A 23,153-nucleotide genomic window follows, 5' to 3' on the forward strand; every position below is an offset into this window, starting at 1 on the left:
CAAACATTACTATTTCGAGCGGAAGGACACCCTTCCGCTCAAGCCGCCATTGAGGCGGCGGCCAAGGTGGCGGAGCCACCGCCCGGCGAGGGAAGCCAACAAAAAATCCCTATCCGGACTTAACCCTCGCATGGTCTTTGACCACGCCCGCGGAAAAGGAGACCGCCGATGAAGTTCACCCTCGAATTTCTCAAAACCGAAGCCGGAGCCGGCTTCATTCTGGGGCTGTCGGCCCTGATCGCCGTCATCTGGGCCAATTCGCCGTGGGCCGCGATCTATTTCGACTTCATCAACGCCCATATTCCGGTGCAGATCGGCACCTTTGTCGAAGACAAGTCGGTGCTGAAATGGACGAAGGAAGGCCTGATGGCCATCTTCTTCTTCGTGGTTGGATTGGAAATCAAGTACGAGATTTTCCGTGGTGAACTGTCGAACCCGAAGAAACTGGCCCTGCCGGTACTGGGGGCGATCGGCGGTATGGCGGCCCCGGCTCTGGTCTATGTGGCGCTGAATGCGGGCCTGCCCGGTGGCGATCTGCGCGGCTGGTCCGTGCCGATGGCGACCGATATTGCCTTTGCTCTGGCCGTGTTCGCGGTGGTCGGCCGCGGCTTGCCGGACAGCCTGCGCGTCTTCCTGCTGACGCTGGCCATTGTCGATGATCTGGGGGCGGTGCTGGTCATTGGCCTCTTCTATTCGTCGGGGATCGACCTGCTCATGTGCCTGTGGATCGCCGGTTTGCTGGCGGTGATGGGGCTGGCCAAATACGCCCTGCGCGATCATGCGCGCGGTCTGAAAGCCGTCTATCTGGTGCTGTTTATCGCGACCTGGGCGCTCAGCCTGAAGGCGGGACTGGCCACCTCCCTGACGGCGGTGGCGGCGGCCTTTATGGTGACGCTGGACGCGCCGGCGCGCGGCGAAGAAAGCCTTTTGAAAACCATCATGCACGACCTGCATACGCCGGTTTCCTACGGCATTGTGCCCTTCTTTGCCTTCGTGGCGTCGGGCTTTTCGTTCGCGGGGATGAGCTTCGCCTCGCTGGCCGATCCCCGGATGCTGGGCGTGGCGCTGGGCCTTTTTGTCGGCAAACAGATCGGCGTTTTTGGCCTAGCCTGGCTGGCCATCCGCCTGAAAATCGCCCGGGCCCCCGAAAACAGCGGCTGGGCAGCCCTCTATGGCGTCAGCCTTTTGTGCGGAATCGGCTTTACGATGAGCCTGTTTCTGGGGGCACTGGCCTTTGCTGACCATGCGGAAAGTGCTCAAAATGCCATAAAGCTTGGTGTAATTACGGGATCGTTACTTTCGGCCTGTGCAGGCGCAATAGTTCTGTCGCGTCGCCGCATCGCAAGTTGACGTTTGCGTAACCGTCAATATTTACAGGCCTTTTTGGCCGCTGTGGTGCTACTGCTAACGCCGCGTAAGCCTTGTATGACAAGGTTTGCGCGGTTTTTTCATGTGCGCTTGCGAGATGAATTTGAAATTGTCTTTGTCCCCACATGTGTCATATCATGCCACGTAGCGGACCGTACTAAGTAAACCCTTGGGCGAGTCTGCATAAAACAACGTCAAAGACAAAACCGGCAAATACAGGGACCGCCGTTTACACTGTAAAATCTTCCCTTGCGGAAGAGGCGGCCTGCTTGACCTAGGGGAAACACATGCGCGTAAAGGCACACACACACAATCGCTTCTCCCTCAACCGCACACTGATGGTAACCTGTTCCGGTATGGTCATGGCGCTCAGCGCGGCATCAGCCATGGCTCAGACCGCCCAGCCTGAGGAAGAGGTTCAGGTCATCACCGTCACCGCCCAGAAGCGCGAGCAGTCGCTTCAGGACGTGCCGATCGTGGTCACCACCCTGTCGGCCAAGCTGCTGCAGGACGCTGGCGTGAAGGACATCAAGGACATGCAGGTCCTGACGCCCGGCCTGACCGTCACCTCGACCCAGAACGAAACCCTGACCACCGCCCGTATCCGCGGTGTCGGCACGGTCGGCGACAACCCCGGTATGGAATCTTCGGTCGGCGTGGTCATCGACGGCGTCTATCGTCCGCGCAATGGCGTCGGCTTCGGCGATCTGGGCGAAATCGGCCGCATCGAAGTGCTGAAGGGGCCGCAGGGCACCCTGTTCGGTAAGAACACCTCGGCCGGCGTTATCAACATCATCACCAAGGAACCGTCCTTCACCTTCGGCATGGACGGCGAAGCCACGGTGTCGAATTATGACGGCAAGGGCGTGTCGGCCTCGATCACCGGGCCGCTGTCCGAAGACCTTGTTGCCGGACGCCTGTTTGTGGCCAAGCGCGAGCGCGGCGGCTTCTACGACGTCAATACCGGCATTGGCCCGCGCGCCCTCAAGGAAGACGCCGATCAGAACTTCTACACGGTGCGTGGTCAGTTGCTGTTCACGCCAGGCGCGCACAAGATCCGCGTCATCGCCGACTATTCGAAGCGCGACGAAAACTGCTGCGCCGTGGTGCAGACCCGGACCGGTCCGACCGGCGCGGCGCTCAACACGCTGACGGGCGGTAACGGCGTGGCGGCGACCGCCAATCCGGAAGCGCGGCTGGCCTATTCCAACCGCCCGACCACGCAGCAGATCACTGATGGCGGCGTCTCGGTCGAAGCCAATATCAAGCTGGACTGGCTCGACTCGACCCTGACCTCGGTCACCGGCGTGCGTAAGTGGAAGAACACCAATGGTCAGGACATCGACTATTCGGGCGCTGACATCCTCTATCGCCGCGACAACGGAGATTTCAAGGCGGATTTTGACACCTTCTCGCAGGAACTGCGTCTGGCCGGTGGCGGTGAAAAGCTGAACTGGCTGGTTGGTGCCTTCTATGCCGACGAAGACCTGAAGCGCACCGACTCCTACGTCTATGGCTCGCAGTACGAAACCTATCTGTCGATCCTGCTGGCGCAGGCGCTCGGTCTGCCCACCACGACCCCGACGGTCTCATTGCTGACCGGCCGCGCCGCCGGCACCTCCTACGCGGCGGGTGAAGGCGCGCTCGACTACTATACGCAGGAGTCGAAGTCGCTGGCCCTGTTCACCAACAATGGCTACAAGTTCACCGACAAGTTCGAGGTCACGATGGGGCTGCGCTATACGCAGGAAACCAAGAAAATGACCGCCATCTACACCAATTCCGACAGTGGTGTGGGCTGTGCCTCGGCCATTGCGCGTTCGGGCCTGATGGGTAATGCTCCGGTCGGCACCTGGGCGGCCATCCCGGCGGCCTCGCGTTCGACCGTGGTCGGCAATATGTGTACCTTCTGGGGCAATGCGGCCTTCAATAACCGCCGCATCGCCAACGAAGTGACCGAGAAGGAATGGTCGGGCACGCTGAAAGGCGCCTACCGCTTCAACGAAAACGTCATGGCCTATGCCTCCTACGCCCGTGGCTATAAGGGCGGCGGCTATAACCTCGATCGCGCCCAGACGGGCATCACGCCGGACGCCTCGCTCTACTTCAAGCCGGAAACGGTGGACTCCTACGAAGTCGGTCTGAAGACCTCGATGCTGAACAACAAGCTGCTGTTCAACATCACGGCCTTCGATCAGACCTTCCAGGACTTCCAGCTCAACACCTTCCTCGGCACGGCCTTCGTGGTCGAGTCGATCCCGGAGCTGAAGTCGAAGGGCTTTGATGCCGATGTCTACTGGTCCACGCCGATCCGCGGCCTGTCGGTGCAGGGCGGTGTCGCCTATGCCGACACCAAGTACGGCAGCTTCACCGCCTCTGACCTGTCGAACCCGGCGCGCTTCCCGCAACTGTCGCTCCTGCCGGGCGCGCGCATGTCCTTCGCTCCGGAATGGACGGGCTCTCTGGCCGTCACCTGGTCGGGCAATATCGCCGAAAACCTGCGCGCAACGGGCAATATCGCCGCCAAGTATTCCTCGGAATACAACACCGGCTCCGACCTGATCCCGTTCAAGATGCAGGACGGCTACACGCTGCTCAATGCCCGCTTCGGCATCGGTGCGCCGGATCAGGCCTGGACGCTGGAATTCTGGGCGCAGAACCTGACCGACGAAACCTATAAGCAGGTCGTCATCAACGCCCCGCTGCAAGGCAATGGCTTCCAGTCCACGGTGCAGTCCAACGGCACCTATTACAATCAGGCGCTGGACACCAACACCTACGACGCCTTTATGGGCCAGCCGCGTACCTATGGCGTCACCCTGCGCGTTAAATACTGATCCATTTTTCCTGATCAGCAGAGGCAGAGGCCCCGGTGACTGCCGGGGCCTCTTTTTTGCCTAAGCCTTATATTTTGGTGTATCGGTTGCCGTATTTTCACCCTCTTGTGGGATGCAATATTTCGATAGAACGCATATATCTATATTCCAGCCAAAGGAGACCGCTCATGGCCGACAAAGCCCCTGCCGAAGCTATTGCCGAAAAGACCACGCGCTCGATCACCGACGCGCTGGAGTACCTCGAAGACAAGCTGAAGGTGTCGCAGGACACCCGCGACAAGATCAATGGCAGCATCGACCGCCTTCAGGTCATCCTCGAAGAAGCCCGCGATGAGGCCGAAGACAAGACCAAGGTCGTGCGCCGTCAGATCCGCCGTCACCCCGGCACCTCGGTGGCCATTGCCGCGGCCGCCGGTGTGGTCATCGGCCTGCTGTTGTCGCGCCGCGACTAAGACGGTTACAGACATAAACAAACCGCGCCGTTTCAAGCGAAGCGGCGCGGTTTTGTGTGGGAGGGGCAATGATCTATTGGGTCGTGATATGTGTGGCCACGCCGGGCCTCTGCTATTGCGCTTTTCAGCTCTATCGTGGTCTACGTGACGGGGAGATGAACGGGCTGGGCTTTGTGCCGATCTTCAATCAGGAGCCACCGCTGGATCGCAAGGAAGACTTCCGCGACTTCTGGATCACGGCCGCAACGCGCGCCGGGACCCTTCTGGTCGGCATTCCCTTGCTTATCAAGACGCTCAGCGTCGCCCTCATGACGCTGTGACTACATCCTGTACTGACCGCTTTCGATCAGGCTCAGGCACTCCGCCGTCAGAGGCTTATAGCCGCTGTCGTCCGTCCGCATCACATAGAGCGGATCGCTGACCTTTGCCGGATCAAAACCGGCCAGAACAAGGTCCATCTTCTTGTATTTGAAGGTGCCGGTCGTTTCGGCATTTTGCAGCAGGCGCACAAAGCGCGGCCGGGCATAGACGGGCAGGTGGCTGTTTACATGCTGCGCAAAGGCGTCGATCGAGAAGCCTTCACCGGTGATCAGCGCCACCATCCCGGCCTTGCCGTCATAGTGCGGCACGGGCACGCCATAGACAATCGCCTCATCGACGCCTTCGGCGCGGGCGCAGCATTCGCCCACCTCTGAGGTCGAGACGTTCTCGCCCTTGAAGCGGAAGGTGTCGCCGATACGGTCCACGAAATAGATATAGCCGTCCTTGTCCATCTTCATCAGATCGCCGGAACGGAACCAGGCGTCGCCCTTTTTGAAGACGTCGCGCATAACCTTCTTCTCGGAGGCCGCCTTGTCGGCATAGCCAGTGTAGAAGTGGCGGGCGTCGGTGCCGATGGCGCCGATGGCTTCGCCGACCTCGCCGGGCTTGCACTCGATACACAGGCCGTTCGGCCCGCGCACCGGGGTTTCGCTCTCGACATCGAACTGCACCAGCCGGATGTTGAAGGCGTTGCGCAGGTAAGCCGGCGCGCGGCCAATGGCTCCGGCCTGACCGTCAAAATTGAATAGCGACACATTGCCTTCGGTCGAGCCGTAGAATTCGATGATCACCGGCACCTTGAAGCGCGATTTGAACTCCGTCCACACCTCCGGCCGCATGCCATTACCGAAGGCGACCTTCAGACGGTGCTTGGTCTCATCGTCCGGATTGGCCGCCACCGGCGCGTTGACAAGGTAGCGGCACAACTCCCCAATATAGACGATGTGGGTGCAGTTGAGGCTGCGCACATCAGGCCAGAAGGCCGAGGCCGAAAACTTGCGCTTGATGACCATGGAGCCGCCATTGAGCAGCGCCGCGCCCACACCGCACAGGCCGCCGGTCGAATGGTACAGCGGGAGGGCGTTATACAGGCGGTCTTCCTCGCTCATGTGCGACACGCCGCGGAACGCCTTCATGTACAACTGAGCGCGGGCATGGGTGATCTTGGCCGCCTTGGGCAGGCCGGTGGTGCCGGAAGTATAGATGTAGAGCGCCGGGTTGTGCGCGACCATGCCTTGCCGGATCTTGCGGTCCGGGCGTACAGAGCTGACGCCTTTCAGCGCCTGGGTCAGCGAATGGTGATGCGAGGTTTCGTCACCCTGCGCCAGATCGAGCACAAACACCTCCTGATGGCGGCTCAGGCTGGCTTCGATTTCGGCAAAGGCGGGCAGGGTGGTGGGATCGACGATCGTTAGGCTGGCGGTCGAGATGTTGATACAGTGGGCCAGACCCTGACCAGTCAGGGCGTTGTTGATCAGGGCGCTGATCACGCCGATCTTGCTCAGCCCGTACCAGATAGGGATGTATTCGAGGCGATTGGGCAGGAAGACCGCCACCGTATCGCCGGGTTTCAGGCCGCGCGACAAACCCCAGTTGGCCACGCGGTTGGCCAGAACGTCCATCTCGGCATAGGTGAGGCTCTTGTCCTCGAACAGCAGGGCGATGCGCGCCGAATGGCGATCTACCGAGGCTTCGAGATCGTCGCACACCAGCACAGGCGAGTTTGAATCCACCTCGCGGATATGGCGCAGCAGCCGCAGCAACCGCTTGATGAAAATGAATTCGCGCCTGGCCCTGTCAATCAGGTTCATGGAACGTCTCCGGATACCCTGTGCCTCATGACGTCTATGGTGACGCCTTATGATTCAGCATATCCCGGAATAACCGTTTCGCCAGCATAAAATTGACGTGAACGGAAAGTATTTTCCCTTACCGCAAGGGAAGGCGCGGTTATGTCAGAGTGTGAAAACGATTGAATTTACGCGAAGAGTCCGGGGTCAGTTGACCCCGGACCCCGGATATGGGTGCGCGATTTCTGCGGGCGGTGTGTGTGTGTTTTCGGGCAGGTTTTTAGCCACTAAAAACACAAAAAGCACGAACGGGAGCCTGTGGCACAGGTCTGCGCCTGACCTATCAAATGCAGCGCTGTGCTACGCGAGATTTATAGGAACCACAGATTACACAGATTTCACAGATTATCCGTGTCTGCGTCACGCGCAGGCGCGTAGCGCCAATCTGTGAAATCTGCGTAATCTGTGGTTCAAAGCCCTTCGGCGTGCAGCGCCCATCATCCATGGTCCCCCAGCAAGCAGTGGAGGCAGGATGGAGGTTTTCGCGCCCCTAAACCGAGTGCAGGGGCCGTGCCCCTGCCCGCCGGAGGCTCTTGGTTGCCTTGGGAAAGCCATATTAGCCACTAGGTTTGGAAACGGAATTGTAGGGGGTAAAAATGCGTGTGTGGGTTTTGGCTCTGGGGCTGCTTTGGGCAGGGACAGCGCACGCGGCCGCTGTCATGGACGGGGTGCGTCCGTGGTCCGGCGGGGCTGTGCCCTATCATTTTGAACCGGCGTTGCTGCAACAGGCGGGGGCCAAAGAGGCTGATTGCGGCGAATGGAGCCGATGGCGCGCTGGACCGGCGAAACAGGCCTGTCAGGCCATGGCCGAATGGGAGCGCGTCAGCGGCGTGCGCTTTGTGCCTGACGCCAAACGGCTCGACTCTGTCAGCATTGTCAGGGGGTCCGCTACGACCGGCACGATGGGGCGCTTGCCTGCGGGTAATCGTGTAACCATCGAGCCGGGTGTCACCTATGGCAGCGTCCTGCACGAGTTTGGCCATGTATTGGGGCTGATGCACGAGCATCAGCGACCCGACCGCGATGACTATCTGCGTCTTGAGCCGTTTCTGACCGCGCTCTTGCAGCGTTGTACCTTCCTGACCGAGGTGTGTCGGGATGTAAGGCTGGCCTTTCCCAAGGTCGGGGTACGGGCAAGGACCGACTATGATCCGTGCTCCCTGATGCACTATCTGGCCAATCAGGCACCGCGCCATCCGCAGGACAAGCGCTGGGCGCGTATCTTTAGCCTGACGGACAAAGGGCAGGCCAGACTCAAGGCCTGTCAGGGGCAGTTTGCGGCCCTGCCGGCGCGCTGCCGTAAGGTGGGGCAGAAATGCGCGGTGTCAAAGCTGGATGCCGAACTGGTACGGCGCTTCAACGGGGTTGTGGGCTAGGCCGTGATGACAATTTAAGATTTAACACGACTATTTTCCCCTCCCTACGAAGTGGGGAGGTGGCAGCGAGCGAAGCGACGCTGACGGAGGGGTATAACGACCCTTGTAGATACCCCTCCGCCTCGTAAACTCGGCACCTCCCCATGAAATGGGGAGGAGAAAGATCGCGAAGGTTAAATCGTCACCACAGCCTAGCGTCTTGTTGGACTTTTGATAAGCCGGGCGGTATGGCGCGGCGAAACCTTAGACAGGGCGTTGTATCCTCCGGACTTCACTGAAAGGAGATACGACATGAACCGCAATCGCATCGAAGGCAGCTGGGAGCAGCTCAAGGGTCACGTTCAGAAGGCCTGGGGCAAGCTGACCAATGACGATCTCGATCAGATCGAAGGCGACCGCAAGCTGCTTGCCGGCAAGATTCAGGAACGCTATGGCGTCGCTCAGGATGAGGCGGAGCTTCAGATTCGCCGCTGGAACGACGAAGACGACACGGTGGATTCAGTCATCCCCGACGTTCGCTAGACCATGTGTCTTGTGCAAAAAAGCCCTCCGAAGTTGCTTCGGAGGGCTATTTTTCAGGCCATTCGGGCGAAGGTCAGGCAGGTTTTCAGGCCGCGGTCGCTGGTGAAGGCCACATCGCCTTTCAGCGTGCGGGCAAAGCTGTGCAATATCCGCATCCCCAGACTTTTGGAGGCCGCGAGGTCGAAGCCGCTGGGCAGGCCGGGGCCATCGTCGCGGATCGACAGCACAAACACGTCGGGCTTCGTGTCATCGAGGCGGATGGTGACCGCGCCCTGACCGGCGCTGAAGGCGTGTTTCAGCGAATTGGTCAGCACCTCCACCACGAACAGCGACAGGGTCATCACCTGTTCGGCGGGCAGGGTGATGTCGGGCACCTCGACCTCCAGCCGGATGCGTCCGTCGCGGGTGTGAAGCACGTCCTCGGCAATGTCGCGCAGCAGAGTGCGCAGCGGCACATTGACATTGTCCGGGTCGTACAGCTTGCGATGGATGCGCGACAGGGTTTCCAGACGCAGGCGCGCGTCGGTCAGGGCGTCGGTGGCCTCGCGATTGCCTTCCAGCTTTTTCGATTGCAGGGTGAGCATACTGGCCACGAAGGCCAGATTGTTGGCGATGCGGTGCTGAAGCTCGGCATAGAGCGTCTTTTGGTGCACCACCAGGGCAGCATTGGTGTTGCGCTCGGCTGACAATTTTTCCTGCGCCAGGCGCATCCCGTGGATGACGGCGATATCGACGGCGGAGACGATCAGGAAAAAGCCCAGCGCCACCAGCACCGGCGGGCTGACGTCCAGACTGAAAACCGGCGGGATGAAAAAGAACCACGCGGCCAGCGCGCTGAGCCCCGCACAGACAATGCCCGGCCAGAGGCCGACCAGCCACGCCGTCAGCATGACGGCCGGGAAGAAGGTCAGGAAGGGAAAGCCGGGCGGCAGGGCCTTGTCACTGACGAAGCGCAGGCCCAGCGCCACGCCGAAGAAGGCCACGGCCACGCCATAACGAAACGCCGTCTGGTCCTCGCGTTTGCGGAACCAGCGCGTTATCTCCCGGAAAAAGCCCTCAACCCTGTACATGAGACCGTTATTCCGGGGGTTTCGACGGGCGTCAAGCCACTAGTGCACGGTAGAGGCAAGCCCTCATACGTTATTTATTATCGCGTCTGGCGGTGAGTTCGGCGGCGATCATCAGGCCCAGCGCCGCCAGCGAACCGACTACGACCGCCGGGCCCAGCGCCGCCCAGCCCCAGTGCCCGGCAATGGCTGCGAGTAACGGCGGGCCGATCAGCGAGCCGCCCGCCCCGAACTGCGTCAGCACGCCATTAGCGGCAGCGACATTAAGGCCGGGGCTCATATGCGGCAGGCGGGCGAAGACGAGGCTGGAGCCTATGCCGGATAAGGCGTTGAGCGCGATAATCAGCCCCGCCAGCCACAGCGGATGACCGCCGATAAAGATCAGGCAGGCCAGAACGGCGGGCACAAGCAGGCCTGCGCATAAGGCGTTCCAGCGCGCCCGCTCCCCGCGGTGCAGGGCCTGCGCGGCGGCCCACGCCCCGCCTAAGGTCGCGGCCGAGGCGAGGCCGGTAACGGTGGCGGCGACCGATGGCGACTGCCCCTGTTCGGTGAGGAACAGCGGGAACATGGCGATCAGACCGACGAACAGGGTGGTGTAGCAGCCAAACCCGGCGCACATCAGCCAGACGGGCAGGGGCGGCCATACGAGCCGGGTTTCACTTTTCGTCTCGACCACCGGGGTGCGGACGGCGGCGAACAGGGCGGCCCCGGCCAGCAGCGCCCACACGACCAGCACGGCGCGCCAGCCGGTAAAGAGCAACAGAACGCCGCTCAGGCCCATGCCGATGGCAAAGCCTGCCGGAACAAAGGTGCTCCACAGGGTGAGCGCTGCGCCCTGATCCTGCGGCCGCGCGACCGTGGCGATCAAGGATGGCGCGGCGATGACCACCATCAGATAGCCCGCACTTTCGATCAGGCGGGCGGCAAACAACGTCCACAGGCCGGGGATCAGCGCGCCGATCAGACCGCCGGCGGTCAGTAACCCCATGCCGTACAACAGCGCCTTGCGACTGCCCAGTCGGGCGATGAGGAGGCCGGCAATGATGCCGAGGCTGGCCCCGCCGGTCTCGATCAGCGACACCAGCCAGCCGGCTTCGACGCGCGACAGATTAAGATCGGCGGAGATGACCGGGCTTAGGGAGGCAAACTTGCCCAGTGCGGCAGCGGCCAGCACGCCGGTAAACCACAGGAGCAGGATGGGACGCCAATGCGAGTCGATGCGGATCATGCCTGCGTCGATACGGGCGTGTGCGCGGGGGATCAACGCATATTTTATGCGGTCTTTTTCGGCTCAGACGCCGGCAGAAAGTGAAGATGGGGCTCCTCGCAAGCTCAGGCGGCCGGTCGGCCTTGCCAAGTCTCTTTGAGACTTGGAGCTATAGCGTCGTCACCAGCCGCGCCGCGCGTCCGTCCGACAGCAAGAGCCGTTCCCAGATCAGGCGGCTCTGGACGATAGGGACGATGGGATGGTGGTTGGGGCCGGTAGCGACCTCGATGCGGCTGAGGCGTCCGTCGCGCCAGCCCAAACCCTCCAGCGAGGCTTCGGCGGCCAGTATGTCCTCAGAGGCATAGCGGATCAGGGACTTGCCCAGAAACGCCCCCCGCTCGGCCCGCCACAGGCCTTCGCGCGACGGCGAAACCGCCAGCAGATCGTGCGTGCGGTCGTCAATCAGGTGCACGCTGAGCTGCGACGTTTCCACCAGCCGTTTGAGGATGGCGTCCTGCGCCGAGTCGGCCAGAAGCCGTTGCGCCCGCTGCCACTGATCATCCGGCAGGGCCAGAGCCCCGCTTTCCCAGCGCGACACCGTCGTCTGCGTCACGCCCATCAGCTCTGCCAGATGGCTCTGCTTGAGGCCTTTCAACAGCCGCAGACGGCGGAGCGGGGAATGGGGGCGGGACATAGCCCGACTGTGGCAGGGGCGCGGGTCAAGATCAATACCCCCCGATCACCGGCAGGACTTCACCCGTAATGTAGCTGGAGCAGTGGTTCGAGGCCAGAAACACATAGGCGGGGGCCAGTTCTTCTGGCTGGGCCGGGCGCTTCATCGGGGTCTGCGCGCCAAACTGTTCGACCTCTTTCGATGGCTTTTCCGCCGGGTTGAGCGGCGTCCAGACGGGGCCGGGGGCCACGGCATTGACGCGGATGCTTTTGGCGAGCAACTGCCCCGACAGAGCGCGCGTAAAGGCGTGGATGCCGCCCTTGGTCATCGAGTAGTCAATGATGGATTTTGAACCCTCTATGCCGGTGATCGAGCCGGAATTAACGATGGCCGCCCCGGCCTGCATGTGGCGCAGCGCCGCCTGGGTCATATAGACATAGCCGTAGAGATTGGTCTTCAGCGTCGTGTCGAGGTGTTCGGGACTGAGCTTTTCAAACTGCATCTCGTGCATCTGAAACGCCGCATTATTGACCAGCACATCCAGTTGGCCAAAGGCTTCGACGGTAGCGTCCACCGCCGCGAAACAGAAGTCGCGATTGGTGACATCACCGCAAAACAGCAAGGCCTTGCGCCCTTCGGCCTCGATCAGCGCCCTGGTCTTTTGCGCATCCTCGTGCTCATTGAGATAGACAATGGCCACATCCGCCCCTTCGCGGGCAAAAAGCACGGCGACGGCGCGCCCGATGCCGGAATCGCCGCCGGTGATGATCGCCACCTTGTGCTTCAGCTTGTCCGAGCCCTTGTAATAGGGGGCGTCATACATCGGTTGCAGCTCAAGATCGGCTTCCTGACCCGGCTTGTCGAGCGTCTGGTCGGGCAAGGGCGGCACGGGATAGGGCCGCGCCCCGGTCTGCGGCACGGCGTCTTCGTCCGGCGCGGTCTGTTCCTGACCCACGGCGTGCTGAAGGGCGCGGTGACGTTCGGCGGTCTGTTCGGCTTCGGCGGCGAAGTACGTAAAGCGGTCATCGAGGGTCATGCGGTGCTCTTTCTTGAAAGGCTGACCCCGCCCGCCCTTCCTATGCCCGTCAGGGCGTCAAAAAGCGATGGCGCTTACATCGCCCCAGAGTTCAAAGCCGTAAAGCCCATCCACAAAGCCATGGCGACCATCATCACATTCTCCGTCAGTGAGACAAAGCCCAGCGGCACATGACTGTCGCCGCCGACGCAGGCGCATTTCAGTTCGCGCCGGTCTATATAGACGGCCTTGAAAACCGACACAGCCCCAATGCTGCCGATCAGCAGCGCCACCGGTACGGACAGCCAGCTCAGCGCCCCTGCGGCCATCAAAAGGCCCGCGCCGCCTTCGGCAAAGGGAAAGATATAGCCATAGGGCACCCAGCGTTTGGCCAGCAGGTCGTAGTTGAGGAACATGGTGGAGAAGGTTTCGACATTCTGGAGCTTCAGCATCGACAGGGCCACCATGCTGAAGGCGATAAACCATTCCGCCGCCCGGCCGGTAAAGGGTGTGCCAAACACCGCATAGGACACGCTCAGCGCCAGCAGTGCCATCAGGGCAAAAACGGCGATCACCGGGGTATAGGTGGGTGTCTTGGGGTCCGGAACGCGCTGCCCGAAATACCGCCGCAGATCGTCATAACCCCCGATGCGCTCGCTGCTGATAAAGGTTTGCGGTGTGGTTTTGACCTCATGCCGGGCTTTGAAGGCGTCGGTCTCTTCGCGGGTTTTCAGCCAGTGATCTTCGACCGTAAAGCCTTTGGATTTCAGCAGGTGTAACGCCTTCAAGCCGTAGGGACAGGTGTGCGTCGGCATGACCATGCGATAGAGCGTGGCGATTTTGGGCTGATCTTTCATCGTGCCCTCCTTTTGATGGCCTCTGCGCGAGCCTTATACCCTGTGGCGGCGAAAGCCATGCGGATGGGTACGTGATCTGGCAAGAGATGTGAAAGGGTAAGGCACTCACCTGTGGCCGGCTCTGGCTCAGGCGTCATCTGTCGAAGGCCCCCCACCGTCCCGGCACCTGTCGGTGCCGGTCCACCTCCTCCAGTAAACTGGGGGCGTAGGTTTAAGGCAAGCCCTTATCCCTACTCCCCCGGCGTGCCGGGGGAGGTGGCATCTGAGCGCAAGCGAAGATAACAGAGGGGGGGCTCGGGCCGCACAAGAAAAGGGCGCAGATGGTACCACCTGCGCCCGATCATGAAGTTAGCTCTTGGCGGTGATCAGGTACAAGGCGTCTTGATCGCCTCTGCCATAGACTTGAGATTTACATCCATCTGCTCGATCTGGGCGTTCATCTTGTCCTTATCGGCCCCCGCCGGAGCGTAGGTCGCCATTTCTTTTAAGCCGTCGCGCAGATCGACCATGTGCGGATACATTTCCTTGGTCAGATTGCACACAGTTACCCCGTCGTTGGCCTCCATGGCGGGCTTCATCTTTTCTGCAATTTCTTTCAGCTTGCTCGCCGTCGCCTGCATGCGGGTGACAAGCGCCTTCATTTTTGCCTCAATATCCTCCGGCAATGCGTTTTGCTCCGTTGCCGGTGAGGTCGGCTTGTTCTGCGCCAGCACAGGCTGGGTGAGCATGACCATGCCAAGGCCGAGCGCCACAGCGCTGAGTGATTTACGCATTGAGTATCCCCCTGAGAAAGCGTCCGCCCTTCGGACGGTTCTGATTTAAGGGCGCAATGATCCCGTTGGCCAGTGAAATTTTTACTCCCCATCGTCTCGCAGAAAACGAGGGCGTAGAATTCGGGCAAGCCCTTTCCTCATTCCTACTCCCCCGGCGTGCCGGGGGAGGTGGCGCGCAGCGCCGGAGGGGGGCTCGGGCCGCACAAGAAAAGGGCGCAGATGGTGTCACCTGCGCCCGGTTATGGGGTTTGGGGCCAACCGGCCCCAAGACCTTTTCCTTTTCGTCTTTCCGATCACTCCGCCGGTTCGGCCGGGATATAGACCTCTGAGCCCATATCCTTGAACTTCTGAGACATTTCCGCCATTCCCGTCGCAGCTTCGAGGTCTGCCTTTTCGTTGTCGGTCATGTTGGCGGCGTAGTCGCGGACCTCCTGCGTGATCTTCATCGAGCAGAATTTCGGCCCGCACATCGAGCAGAAGTGCGCCGTCTTGTGCGCCTCTTTCGGCAGGGTCACATCGTGGAAGGCGCGCGCCGTGTCCGGGTCGAGGCCTAGGTTGAACTGATCCTCCCAGCGGAAGTCGAAACGCGCGCGGCTCAGCGCATCGTCCCAGGCGCGGGCGGCGGGGTGGCCCTTGGCGAGGTCGGCGGCGTGGGCGGCGATCTTATAGGTGATGACGCCCGTTTTCACGTCGTTACGGTCGGGCAGGCCCAGATGCTCCTTCGGTGTGACGTAGCACAGCATGGCCGTGCCGAACCAGCCGATCATGGCCGCCCCGATACCGGAAGTGATGTGGTCGTAACCCGGCGCGATGTCGGTGGTTAGTGGCCCAAGCGTATAGAAGGGCGCTTCGCCGCAGGTGGCCAGTTGCTTGTCCATATTGGCCTTGATCTTGTGCATCGGCACGTGGCCGGGGCCTTCGATCATCACCTGACAGCCCTTGGCCCATGCCACCTTGGTCAGTTCCCCCAGCGTCTCCAGCTCGGCGAACTGCGCGCGGTCATTGGCGTCGGCGATCGAGCCGGGACGCAGGCCGTCGCCCAGTGAGAAGGTGACATCGTACTCACGCATGATGTCGCAGATTTCCTCAAAGTGGGTGTAGAGGAAGTTTTCCTTATGGTGGGCCAGACACCACTTGGCCATGATCGAGCCGCCACGCGACACGATGCCCGTAACGCGATTGGCCGTCAGGTGGACATAGGCGAGGCGCACGCCCGCATGGATGGTGAAATAGTCCACGCCCTGCTGCGCCTGCTCGATCAGGGTGTCGCGATAGACTTCCCAGGTCAGGTCTTCGGCGACGCCGTTGACCTTTTCCAGCGCCTGATAGATGGGCACGGTGCCGATGGGGTTCGGCGAATTGCGCAGGATCCACTCGCGGATATTGTGGATGTTGCGGCCGGTCGAAAGGTCCATGACGTTGTCGGCGCCCCAGCGGATCGCCCACACCATCTTGTCCACCTCTTCCTCCATCGAGGAGGTGACGGCGGAATTGCCGATATTGGCGTTGATCTTCACCAGGAAGTTGCGGCCAATGATCATCGGCTCGACTTCGGCGTGGTTGATATTGGCCGGGATGACGGCGCGGCCGCGGGCCACTTCGTCACGGACAAATTCCGGCGTGATGAAGTCGGGGATCGAGGCCCCGAAGTCTTCGCCGTCGCGGATGACTTCGGCTTCTTGCTTGCGGCGGATGTTTTCGCGGATAGCGATATATTCCATCTCGGCGGTGATGATGCCGGCGCGGGCGTATTCGAGCTGCGTCACCTTGTGGCCGGGCTTGCCGCGCATCACCTTGGGCAGGTTGGGGAATTCCGGCGCCAGACGCTCGGCCGAGACATTGCCATTGTCTTCCGGTTTGACCTTGCGGCCTTCGATAAATTCGACGTCGCCGCGATCGAGTACCAGCTTTTCGCGCACGCGCGGCAGGCCTTTGTCGATCTGAGGCACAAAGCCTTCCTCGGTGTAGGGGCCGGTCGAGTCGTACAGGCTGACCGGCGGCTCATTGGCCTCTTTTTGCAGGGCGACTTCACGGAACGGCACGCGCAGGTCGGGGAAGCGGACGCCGGGTTCATAGACCTTTTTCGAGCCGGGGAAGGGCGAGGCTTCGACCTTGATCGGCTTTAAGTCCTTGATGGGCTTGTTCATTGGATAATCCCTTTCTGAGCCTGTGGTTTGCAGGCGTGTCAATAAAGGGATCATGCGCGTCAGGTGTCTGGCCAGATGGCGGGTTGTCAGCGGAACGCAGACGCCAGAGGCTTACTCACTCCCTTCGCCGGCATGACCCGGATCAGGTTCGGCGGGTTTACGGACGCTGGTCCGATTCTCAGCCCGCTTGCGCGCGGACACCCCGGTGAACGATGGCCGGAATTTAGAGGAACGGGCGCAGGGGAGCAAGGGGGAATGTCGCATTGCTGAGGGCCTCACCCTCTTTACCCATTGGTAAACTTCCGGGCGCAAACTTATCCACAGGGGCGGCTTAACGCCCGGAGGAAAGACGATGCCCGCAGGTGAGCCTCTGCGTACCGTATCGGAGCAGGAACTGCATATGAAGGTCGGCGCCTATGACGAATTGCGCCACCCCCACGGCTATGTCTATGCCAAGGAACGCCATCACTGGTACTGGTTCGCCGGGATAGCGGCGTCGCTGGTGCTGGTGGGGGCCGTCTTCTGGGGCTATGCGTTGTATGCGCGCGGGGCGGCGCCTGTGTGTACGTCCAGCTTTGTCGATCGCTCCGTTTCCCCCAGCGGTGGCCGCATTGCCGAGGTGCGCCAAGTGTCCTGTCTGGGTGGTGCACCGGATTTGCGGCTGATCGTGCATAATGCCGGAGACAGCGCCGAAGCGCCCGCCGTGTCGGCGTTTGAGGCCGGGACCGAGGTCAAGCTACGCTGGGTGTCGGATGGCGAACTGGCCGTCGCCAAGCAGGGCGGGCGGGTGTGGTTCTTCAAGACCCACTGGAAAGAGGTGCGCGTGCATCTGGCGCAGTAGCGCTACTCGCTAAAAAAGTCTTTGAGAGGCTGACTTTCGAACGTCGGCAAGGGTCTGTTGCCGGGTTTAGGGTCATCGGCGTGCACAATCCAGCGCGTTGCCGTCAATGTCCACTCTGCAACGCCGACGCGCTCAGCTGTCGCGTCGAAGCGCCATACCCTGGGTTCACCTTCCATATACGCCGGATAGTGTTCGCAGCTCACGCTCAGGCTTGTGGCGCTGATCCATTTGACCGGTCGGCACGAGGGTTGAAAGACAATAGCCTCTTCGCCTCCAAGCCAGTCCTTGATGGACAGTGTGGACGAACCGTTCATTTCGTCCATCTCCTCGGACCCGGTGGCGATGAAGCGTCCGTCGGGGGCGGCTTTGGCGTTATATCCCCACAGCGGGAAGTCCTTGCCCGCCTTGTCAATGACCACTTCGTTGCCGCCTTCGCCGTGCTCAAATTTCAGCAGGGCAAAGTCCGCCAGCGTGATGGCCGGGCGATCCTGAAGGCGGATGGGGCCTATGAAGCGCCAGATTTCGCAAGTTGCGAATCCTTCGCAGTCTATCGGATTGCTTTTGCGATGACCTATAACCTGCCCGTTGTTGAACAGGGTCAGTTCGTCACCTGTCTGCACCGCCAGAGGGGCGGCCTTATCCAGTGCGGGCCCGGTGGTGCTGCACCCGGCCAGCAGCAAGGCGACCGATACGCCCCCCAGCCATTTCTCACAAGATCGCATCTTAACCCCCCCCCAATGCACCCCCATTTTGGGAGCGAAGGCAACAAAGTCAATTGCAAACGATATTACGAGGGCAGCTGAGCGATTTGGGTCTTCCTTTTGCGCCCGTGCACGCTACATCTTCTGGGTCAGTCACAGGAGATACCCATGTTCGGCAATGCGTCCGTTCCCACCACCCACCATCGTCAGGCCGGGGTGGCCGACGACATCGACTTCGAGATCAAGGGCGAAGAACTGCAATTCGTCGAGATCGAACTGGATCCCGGCGAAAGCGCCATCGCCGAAGCCGGCGGCATGGTGTGGAAGGATGCCAGCGTCGGCATGACCACGGTGTTCGGCGACGGATCGGGTCAGCAAAAGGGCTTTATGGGCGCGCTGCTGGGTGCGGGCAAGCGCCTGATTTCCGGTGAAAGCCTGTTCACCACCGTCTTCACCCACAATGGTCAGGGCAAGGCGCGCGTGGCCTTTTCGGCCCCTGTGCCCGGCTCGATCATCCCGCTCAAACTGTCGGACGTCGGCGGTCGCCTTATCTGTCAGAAGGACTCTTTCCTCGCCGCCGCCAAGGGCGTGTCGCTGGGCATCGCGTTTCAGCGCAAGGTGATGACCGGCTTATTCGGTGGCGAAGGCTTCATCATGCAGAAGCTGGAAGGCGATGGCTGGGTGTTCGTGCAGTTTGGTGGCGCGGTCATTGAACGCACGCTGGCCCCCGGTGAGCAGCTTCACATTGATACGGGCTGCGTGGCGGCCTTCACCGATACGGTCGATTTCGATCTGGTGCAGGCGGGAGGTGTCAAGTCGATGCTGTTCGGTGGCGAAGGCGTTTTCTTTGCGCAACTGACCGGGCCGGGCAAGGTGTGGATTCAGTCGCTACCCTTCTCACGTCTGGCCGGTCGCGTGCTGGCGGCCGCCAGCGGCGCAGGCCCCAACCGTGGCGAAGGCTCGGTCCTTGGCGGCCTTGGCGACCTGATCGGTGGCAATAACTAATCCTGCTGAGCCTCCGGCGTCGTGCCGGGGGCTTTTTCAGGTGTCTTTTGCGGGCGCGTGGCCGGAACATACAGGCCGGTCACACGGTCGATAATAAAGCCCGTTTCGTTGATCCGCCCGCCATAGGCCGCGCAGGGATCGGTTGCCGACGTATAGCTGCGGCTGGGCGGCAGGGGCTCCGGCGACATGACGCGCGCCGCATCGTCACCGAAGGGCTCGGCAAATTGCAGCGCGTCCCCCAGCCGCGACAGGGACGGCGAGTCGGTGCCCAGGGCCTGCGCCTGACGCGCCCAGACGATGGCGGCGACCTGACGGTCCTTGACCTTCATTTCGGCCTCGGCCCCCAGACCGCCCAGAGACCCCGGCAAGCGGATACCCAGAGGCCCCGGAATGAAGAAGTTGGCGACGGCCGCAGCGCCTGAGCCCGCTGTGCCGGTCGGTTCAAACCACGTCACGGCCGAATGCACTTCGGCATCGGACTGCGTGCGGTCGCTGACCATCTCATAGCGCTCGGCCAGTTCGAAACAGAGCTGCGCCTCGACCTCGGTCAGGACCAGCGCTTTCTCATTGTCTTTCAGCATATAGCGCGTGGTTTTGCCGGTCGCCAGTTGGGTGGGGTGCAGATAGACGCGCTTCACCTGATTGAGCGCCGCCGTATCGCGGTATTCGCGCGTCGTGGTGCGCCCGCTCTTGCCGGGTTTCAGTTGTTCGGTCGAAGACAGGCTGGAGTCGTGGCCATCCGGGGCACTGGCGCAGGCGGCCAGACCGAGGGCGAGGGCCGTGAAGGTGAGCGCAAACCGCATGTCTTTTTCCTGTGTTTATTTGAGTTTATACGCGCACGGATCGCATTCGGATTGCAAGGGCTTAATAATACCAACGGCCGAAGATGCTCACCGCATCCGGGCGTATAAAAGGGCGATTGCGCGGTGGGGCGGCGTCTGCCATTAGGGTGATATGGAAACCGAGACCCGCCCGGCGACGCCGTTGAATTTTATCGTCCTGCTGGCCCTGTTCGGAGCGGCGGGGCTTGTGCTGTGGATGCGCCCGGAAGTGTCGGGGCTGGCCACCTTTGGCTTTGTGCTGCTGGGCTGGGTGATCGGCCTGTGCCTGCATGAGTTCGGCCACGCCGCCTCGGCGGCGGCCTTTGGCGACTATTCAGTGAAGGCGCGGGGCTATCTGACGCTCGATCCGGTCGTCTATATCAACGGTCCCAACAGCATCGTTTTGCCCGTTTTGATCCTGGTGCTGGGCGGCATCGCCCTGCCGGGGGCGGCGGTGCTGATCCGGCCCGACCTGATACGTTACCGCTGGCAGTCGTCGCTGATCGCGCTGGCCGGCCCGGTAATGAGCCTGATCTTCGCCCTGATCAGCTATGGCGCGGCGCAGGTGGCCTTCGCGCAGGCGGCACCTGACGTGTTTTGGCAGGCGCTGATCCTGCTCAGCTTTTTCAACCTGATGGCCTTTGTGCTCAACCTGCTGCCCATTCCGGGCTTTGACGGGTTTGGGGTGATTACACCGCTGCTGCCGCAGCCCCTGCGCAGCATGGCCGAGCGTCTGGAGCGCCTGCCGTGGATCAGCCTGCTGGCCGTGGTGCTGATCTTCTTCTTCGGCTTTCCGCTAATCTATGCGCTGCTGGGGATAGTGGCGGGCACGCTGGGGCTCGATCTGGACGGGATGCGCCCGGCGTTTGATCGCTTTACCTTCTGGAACTGAGCTTTTACCCCTCCTGAACGATTACCCCGTACCAGCCCAGCCCGGCATAGGTTTCGTAGCCCGGTGTGCGGTGAAAGGCCACCAGCCGCTCGTGGCGGTCCACGTAGTGACCGGAGGTGCGGCCCTGCGTATCGAGCGGGATGCGCTCATTCAGGCTGCCGCGGCCATCGGAGGCGGCGATGACAAGGCCCTGCGCGTCGGTCAGCAGGACGCGCGTGCGGCGCTTTTCGGCCTCGCTCAGGCGCACCCCCTTGACGATGGTTTCCGCCTGCGGCTGCCAGTCGAAATGCACGCCCAATATGCCGATCAGCTCGCCATCGGCCTGACCGCCGACGCGCACGCCGGTGGCGTAGGACGCGACCTGTGCCCCCTTCAGCAAGGGTTCGGTGGTGATGTCGGCGACGGCGAAATCATTGCCGCTGCCAAGGCTCAGCGCCTTCTGGAACCAGTCGCGCGAGGCAACGTTCTGACCTGTCGCAGAGAAGCGATCGGGGCGGCCATTGGCCAGAATGTTACCGTTAAGGTCGCACAGCCACAGGTCGATATAGACCGTGTAGGCGTCGAGAATGACCCCCAGACGCGAAGAGGCGTAGTGGCCATTGTCCTTTGTTGGATGCGACGCCGCCTCCCACACGGCGGAGTCGGTGGCCCACCAGCGCACATCGCAGGTGCGCTCATACAAATTCCGGTCGATCAACTCGATGGCATTGAGCGCCAGATCGGTCAGTCGCGCGCCCTGCGCCTGCCGCGCCATGTCGCGCGTCAGCTTTTCCAGCGCCTCGATCTCACCGCCCAGTTCCGAGGCCAGTGACGAAGACAGGCCTTCGACCTGAGTAGAGATGTTGCGCACCTCATCGGCGACGACGCCGAAACCGGCCCCTAGCTCACCGGCGCGGCGCGCTTCGATCAGGGCATTGAGCGCCAGAATACGCAGGGTGTTGGTCACCTGACGGATGTCGCGGACCTTATGCTGGGTGAGGTCGCGCGCCCGCGCGGTGCGGGCGATGATGTCGTTGACCGAAACCGCTTCGTCGGAGCCTGCGGTCTGCGTTCCGATTGCGCTGATCGTCGAAAGTGCGTCCACGAATCACCCCTTGTTGTCACTGCGGACGAGAGACAACAAGGGTTTGAGGATGGTTTCAAGTCCAACCAACGCCCAAAATATACAATTTATATGTATACGATGTAACGCGAACCTGCGGAGGACTCACTGGGGTTGTACAATAACCCCATACCACCCCAGCCCCTGATAGGTTTCGTAGCCCGGCGTGCGGTGGAAGGCGACCAATGCGCCACTGTGCGGATCGCTGTAATGGCCCATGACGCGCCCTTCGGTCAGCAGGCGCACCCGCTCGCTCAGCAGGCCCTGACCGTCGGAGGCGGCGATCACCAGCCCCTGCGCATCGGTCAGCAGGACGCGCGTGCGGTCCCGTTCCTCTTCGGACAGGCGCGCGCCCTGCGTGATGGTCAGGGCCTGCGGTTGCCAGTCGAACTGGATGCCCAGCACCCCCAGAAGCGCGCCATGGGGGTCGCCGTCCTGCCGCACACCCGTCGCATAGGTGGCGACCTGTGCGTTACCCAGCAACGGCTCGGTCGTAATGTCGGCGACGGCGAACTCCTGACCGTTGCGCAGGCTGAGCGCGCGGCTGAACCAGGTGCGGTCGCGCACATTCTGCCCCTGCACGTGGTGGCGCTCCGGCCGGCCATTGGCGAGGATATGGCCATCGAGGTCGCACAGCCACAGGTCGATATAGACGGTGTAGGAGTCGAGTATGACCCCCAGCCGTCGCGAGGCATAGGCGGTGTGCGCCGGGGTGGGGTCGGCGGCCGCCTGCCACAGGGCCGAGTCGGTGGCCCACCAGCGCACATCGCAGGTGCGCTCATACAGATTCCGGTCGATCAGCTCGATGGCGTTGAGCGCCATGTCGGTCAGACGCGCCCCCTGACTGGCCATCGCCATGTCCTGAGTCAGGCTGTCGAGATTGATGATCTCGTTACCCAGATCACGCGCCAGCCCCTCGACCTCCGTCGATATGGCGCGCACCTCATCGGCGACCACTGAAAAGCCGGCCCCTTTATCGCCCGCGTGTTTGGCCTCGATCAGGGCGTTGAGCGCCAGTATTCGCAGCTTGGCCGTCACGGCGCGGATGTCCTGCACCTTGGTGTGGGTGATGGTCTTGGCACGGCGGGTTTGCGACAGGATATCCGACAGGGTGATGGCGGAGGACATGAAGCGGCTTCCTTCGTTGCAAGCGTATCATGTGCAGTGGCCCGATGGTCATCGGGTACGCGGCAGGCGATAGGCAAAAAATGGGTGTGTGGGCAGGTGCGTATCCGCGTTATGCGAACGACCCGCGTCACAACCTATGCGGTTCGCAGGTGCCGCATCGCAAGGGCCAACAAGGATTTTTGAGACGTTTCGGGTCAA

Annotated in this window: 21 protein-coding genes and 1 riboswitch; of the genes, 9 read left to right on the top strand and 12 right to left on the bottom strand. The window is 61.7% G+C overall.

Annotation, left to right across the window (positions count from 1 at the left end):
- Positions 1-168 precede the first annotated feature (168 nt).
- The 4 genes from nhaA to ACK8OE_RS08980 all read left to right on the top strand — a co-directional run bounded on the left by nhaA (position 169) and on the right by ACK8OE_RS08980 (position 4,977).
- A complete protein-coding gene (nhaA, locus tag ACK8OE_RS08965; RefSeq protein ID WP_410272247.1) occupies positions 169-1,350 on the top strand; it encodes a Na+/H+ antiporter NhaA in 1,182 nt (393 codons plus the stop codon).
- Positions 1,351-1,655: 305 nt separating this feature from the next.
- Positions 1,656-4,205: a TonB-dependent receptor gene (locus tag ACK8OE_RS08970; protein ID WP_410272248.1), complete on the top strand. Its 2,550-nt coding sequence runs from the start codon at positions 1,656-1,658 to the stop codon at positions 4,203-4,205.
- A gap of 167 nt (positions 4,206-4,372) precedes the next feature.
- A complete protein-coding gene (locus ACK8OE_RS08975; RefSeq protein ID WP_013478508.1) occupies positions 4,373-4,657 on the top strand; it encodes a glycine zipper domain-containing protein in 285 nt (94 codons plus the stop codon).
- Between the two features lie 68 nt (positions 4,658-4,725).
- Positions 4,726-4,977, top strand: a complete 252-nt coding sequence (locus tag ACK8OE_RS08980; protein WP_410272249.1) for a hypothetical protein — start codon at positions 4,726-4,728, stop codon at positions 4,975-4,977.
- Here the strand turns inward: ACK8OE_RS08980 and ACK8OE_RS08985 are convergent, their stop codons facing one another.
- Positions 4,978-6,789, bottom strand: coding sequence for a long-chain-acyl-CoA synthetase (locus ACK8OE_RS08985; protein ID WP_410272250.1), 1,812 nt, complete (start codon positions 6,787-6,789; stop codon positions 4,978-4,980). It abuts the gene before it with no gap.
- A 635-nt stretch (positions 6,790-7,424) separates the two neighbouring features.
- Between ACK8OE_RS08985 and ACK8OE_RS08990 the strand changes: the two genes are divergently transcribed.
- Both ACK8OE_RS08990 and ACK8OE_RS08995 read left to right on the top strand, forming a co-directional pair.
- On the top strand, positions 7,425-8,204 hold the full coding sequence (locus ACK8OE_RS08990; protein WP_410272251.1) for a M12 family metallopeptidase: 780 nt from the start codon (positions 7,425-7,427) through the stop codon (positions 8,202-8,204).
- Positions 8,205-8,495: 291 nt separating this feature from the next.
- A complete protein-coding gene (locus ACK8OE_RS08995; RefSeq protein ID WP_290799525.1) occupies positions 8,496-8,726 on the top strand; it encodes a CsbD family protein in 231 nt (76 codons plus the stop codon).
- 53 nt (positions 8,727-8,779) lie between these two features.
- On the opposite strand, the gene ACK8OE_RS09000 is transcribed toward ACK8OE_RS08995, so the two are convergent.
- The 7 genes from ACK8OE_RS09000 to thiC all read right to left on the bottom strand — a co-directional run bounded on the left by ACK8OE_RS09000 (position 8,780) and on the right by thiC (position 16,465).
- Complete coding sequence (locus ACK8OE_RS09000) at positions 8,780-9,796, bottom strand: sensor histidine kinase (RefSeq protein WP_410272252.1); 1,017 nt, start codon at positions 9,794-9,796, stop codon at positions 8,780-8,782.
- Between the two features lie 70 nt (positions 9,797-9,866).
- Positions 9,867-11,057 carry a CynX/NimT family MFS transporter gene (locus ACK8OE_RS09005; protein ID WP_410272253.1) on the bottom strand — a complete coding sequence of 397 codons (1,191 nt, stop codon included), beginning with the start codon at positions 11,055-11,057 and terminating at the stop codon, positions 9,867-9,869.
- A gap of 112 nt (positions 11,058-11,169) precedes the next feature.
- Complete coding sequence (locus ACK8OE_RS09010; protein ID WP_410272254.1) at positions 11,170-11,694, bottom strand: helix-turn-helix domain-containing protein; 525 nt, start codon at positions 11,692-11,694, stop codon at positions 11,170-11,172.
- 31 nt (positions 11,695-11,725) lie between these two features.
- Positions 11,726-12,709, bottom strand: a complete 984-nt coding sequence (locus ACK8OE_RS09015; protein ID WP_410272255.1) for an SDR family oxidoreductase — start codon at positions 12,707-12,709, stop codon at positions 11,726-11,728.
- Positions 12,710-12,783: 74 nt separating this feature from the next.
- On the bottom strand, positions 12,784-13,545 hold the full coding sequence (locus ACK8OE_RS09020; RefSeq protein ID WP_410272256.1) for a MauE/DoxX family redox-associated membrane protein: 762 nt from the start codon (positions 13,543-13,545) through the stop codon (positions 12,784-12,786).
- Positions 13,546-13,910: 365 nt separating this feature from the next.
- A complete protein-coding gene (locus ACK8OE_RS09025) occupies positions 13,911-14,318 on the bottom strand; it encodes a hypothetical protein (protein WP_290799520.1) in 408 nt (135 codons plus the stop codon).
- A 293-nt stretch (positions 14,319-14,611) separates the two neighbouring features.
- On the bottom strand, positions 14,612-16,465 hold the full coding sequence (gene thiC, locus ACK8OE_RS09030) for a phosphomethylpyrimidine synthase ThiC (protein WP_410272257.1): 1,854 nt from the start codon (positions 16,463-16,465) through the stop codon (positions 14,612-14,614).
- A 102-nt stretch (positions 16,466-16,567) separates the two neighbouring features.
- A riboswitch (TPP riboswitch) is annotated at positions 16,568-16,680 on the bottom strand.
- A 137-nt stretch (positions 16,681-16,817) separates the two neighbouring features.
- Between thiC and ACK8OE_RS09035 the strand changes: the two genes are divergently transcribed.
- Positions 16,818-17,306, top strand: a complete 489-nt coding sequence (locus tag ACK8OE_RS09035) for a hypothetical protein (RefSeq protein WP_290799518.1) — start codon at positions 16,818-16,820, stop codon at positions 17,304-17,306.
- A gap of 2 nt (positions 17,307-17,308) precedes the next feature.
- On the opposite strand, the gene ACK8OE_RS09040 is transcribed toward ACK8OE_RS09035, so the two are convergent.
- On the bottom strand, positions 17,309-18,028 hold the full coding sequence (locus tag ACK8OE_RS09040; RefSeq protein WP_410272258.1) for a hypothetical protein: 720 nt from the start codon (positions 18,026-18,028) through the stop codon (positions 17,309-17,311).
- A gap of 147 nt (positions 18,029-18,175) precedes the next feature.
- On the opposite strand from ACK8OE_RS09040, the gene ACK8OE_RS09045 reads away from it, so the two are divergent.
- Positions 18,176-19,012, top strand: a complete 837-nt coding sequence (locus tag ACK8OE_RS09045; protein ID WP_290799517.1) for a TIGR00266 family protein — start codon at positions 18,176-18,178, stop codon at positions 19,010-19,012.
- Here ACK8OE_RS09045 and ACK8OE_RS09050 read toward each other — a convergent pair.
- Positions 19,009-19,815: a DUF3313 family protein gene (locus ACK8OE_RS09050; protein ID WP_410272259.1), complete on the bottom strand. Its 807-nt coding sequence runs from the start codon at positions 19,813-19,815 to the stop codon at positions 19,009-19,011. The two genes, ACK8OE_RS09045 and ACK8OE_RS09050, sit on opposite strands and share 4 nt — an antisense overlap.
- 151 nt (positions 19,816-19,966) lie before the next feature.
- Between ACK8OE_RS09050 and ACK8OE_RS09055 the strand changes: the two genes are divergently transcribed.
- Positions 19,967-20,725: a site-2 protease family protein gene (locus ACK8OE_RS09055; protein ID WP_290799515.1), complete on the top strand. Its 759-nt coding sequence runs from the start codon at positions 19,967-19,969 to the stop codon at positions 20,723-20,725.
- 4 nt (positions 20,726-20,729) lie between these two features.
- On the opposite strand, the gene ACK8OE_RS09060 is transcribed toward ACK8OE_RS09055, so the two are convergent.
- Complete coding sequence (locus ACK8OE_RS09060; RefSeq protein ID WP_410272260.1) at positions 20,730-21,809, bottom strand: methyl-accepting chemotaxis protein; 1,080 nt, start codon at positions 21,807-21,809, stop codon at positions 20,730-20,732.
- 123 nt (positions 21,810-21,932) lie between these two features.
- Complete coding sequence (locus ACK8OE_RS09065; protein WP_410272261.1) at positions 21,933-22,955, bottom strand: methyl-accepting chemotaxis protein; 1,023 nt, start codon at positions 22,953-22,955, stop codon at positions 21,933-21,935.
- Between the last annotated feature and the right edge of the window lie 198 nt (positions 22,956-23,153).

The sequence above is a fragment of the Asticcacaulis sp. W401b genome (assembly GCF_046503825.1).
GTDB lineage: Bacteria > Pseudomonadota > Alphaproteobacteria > Caulobacterales > Caulobacteraceae > Asticcacaulis.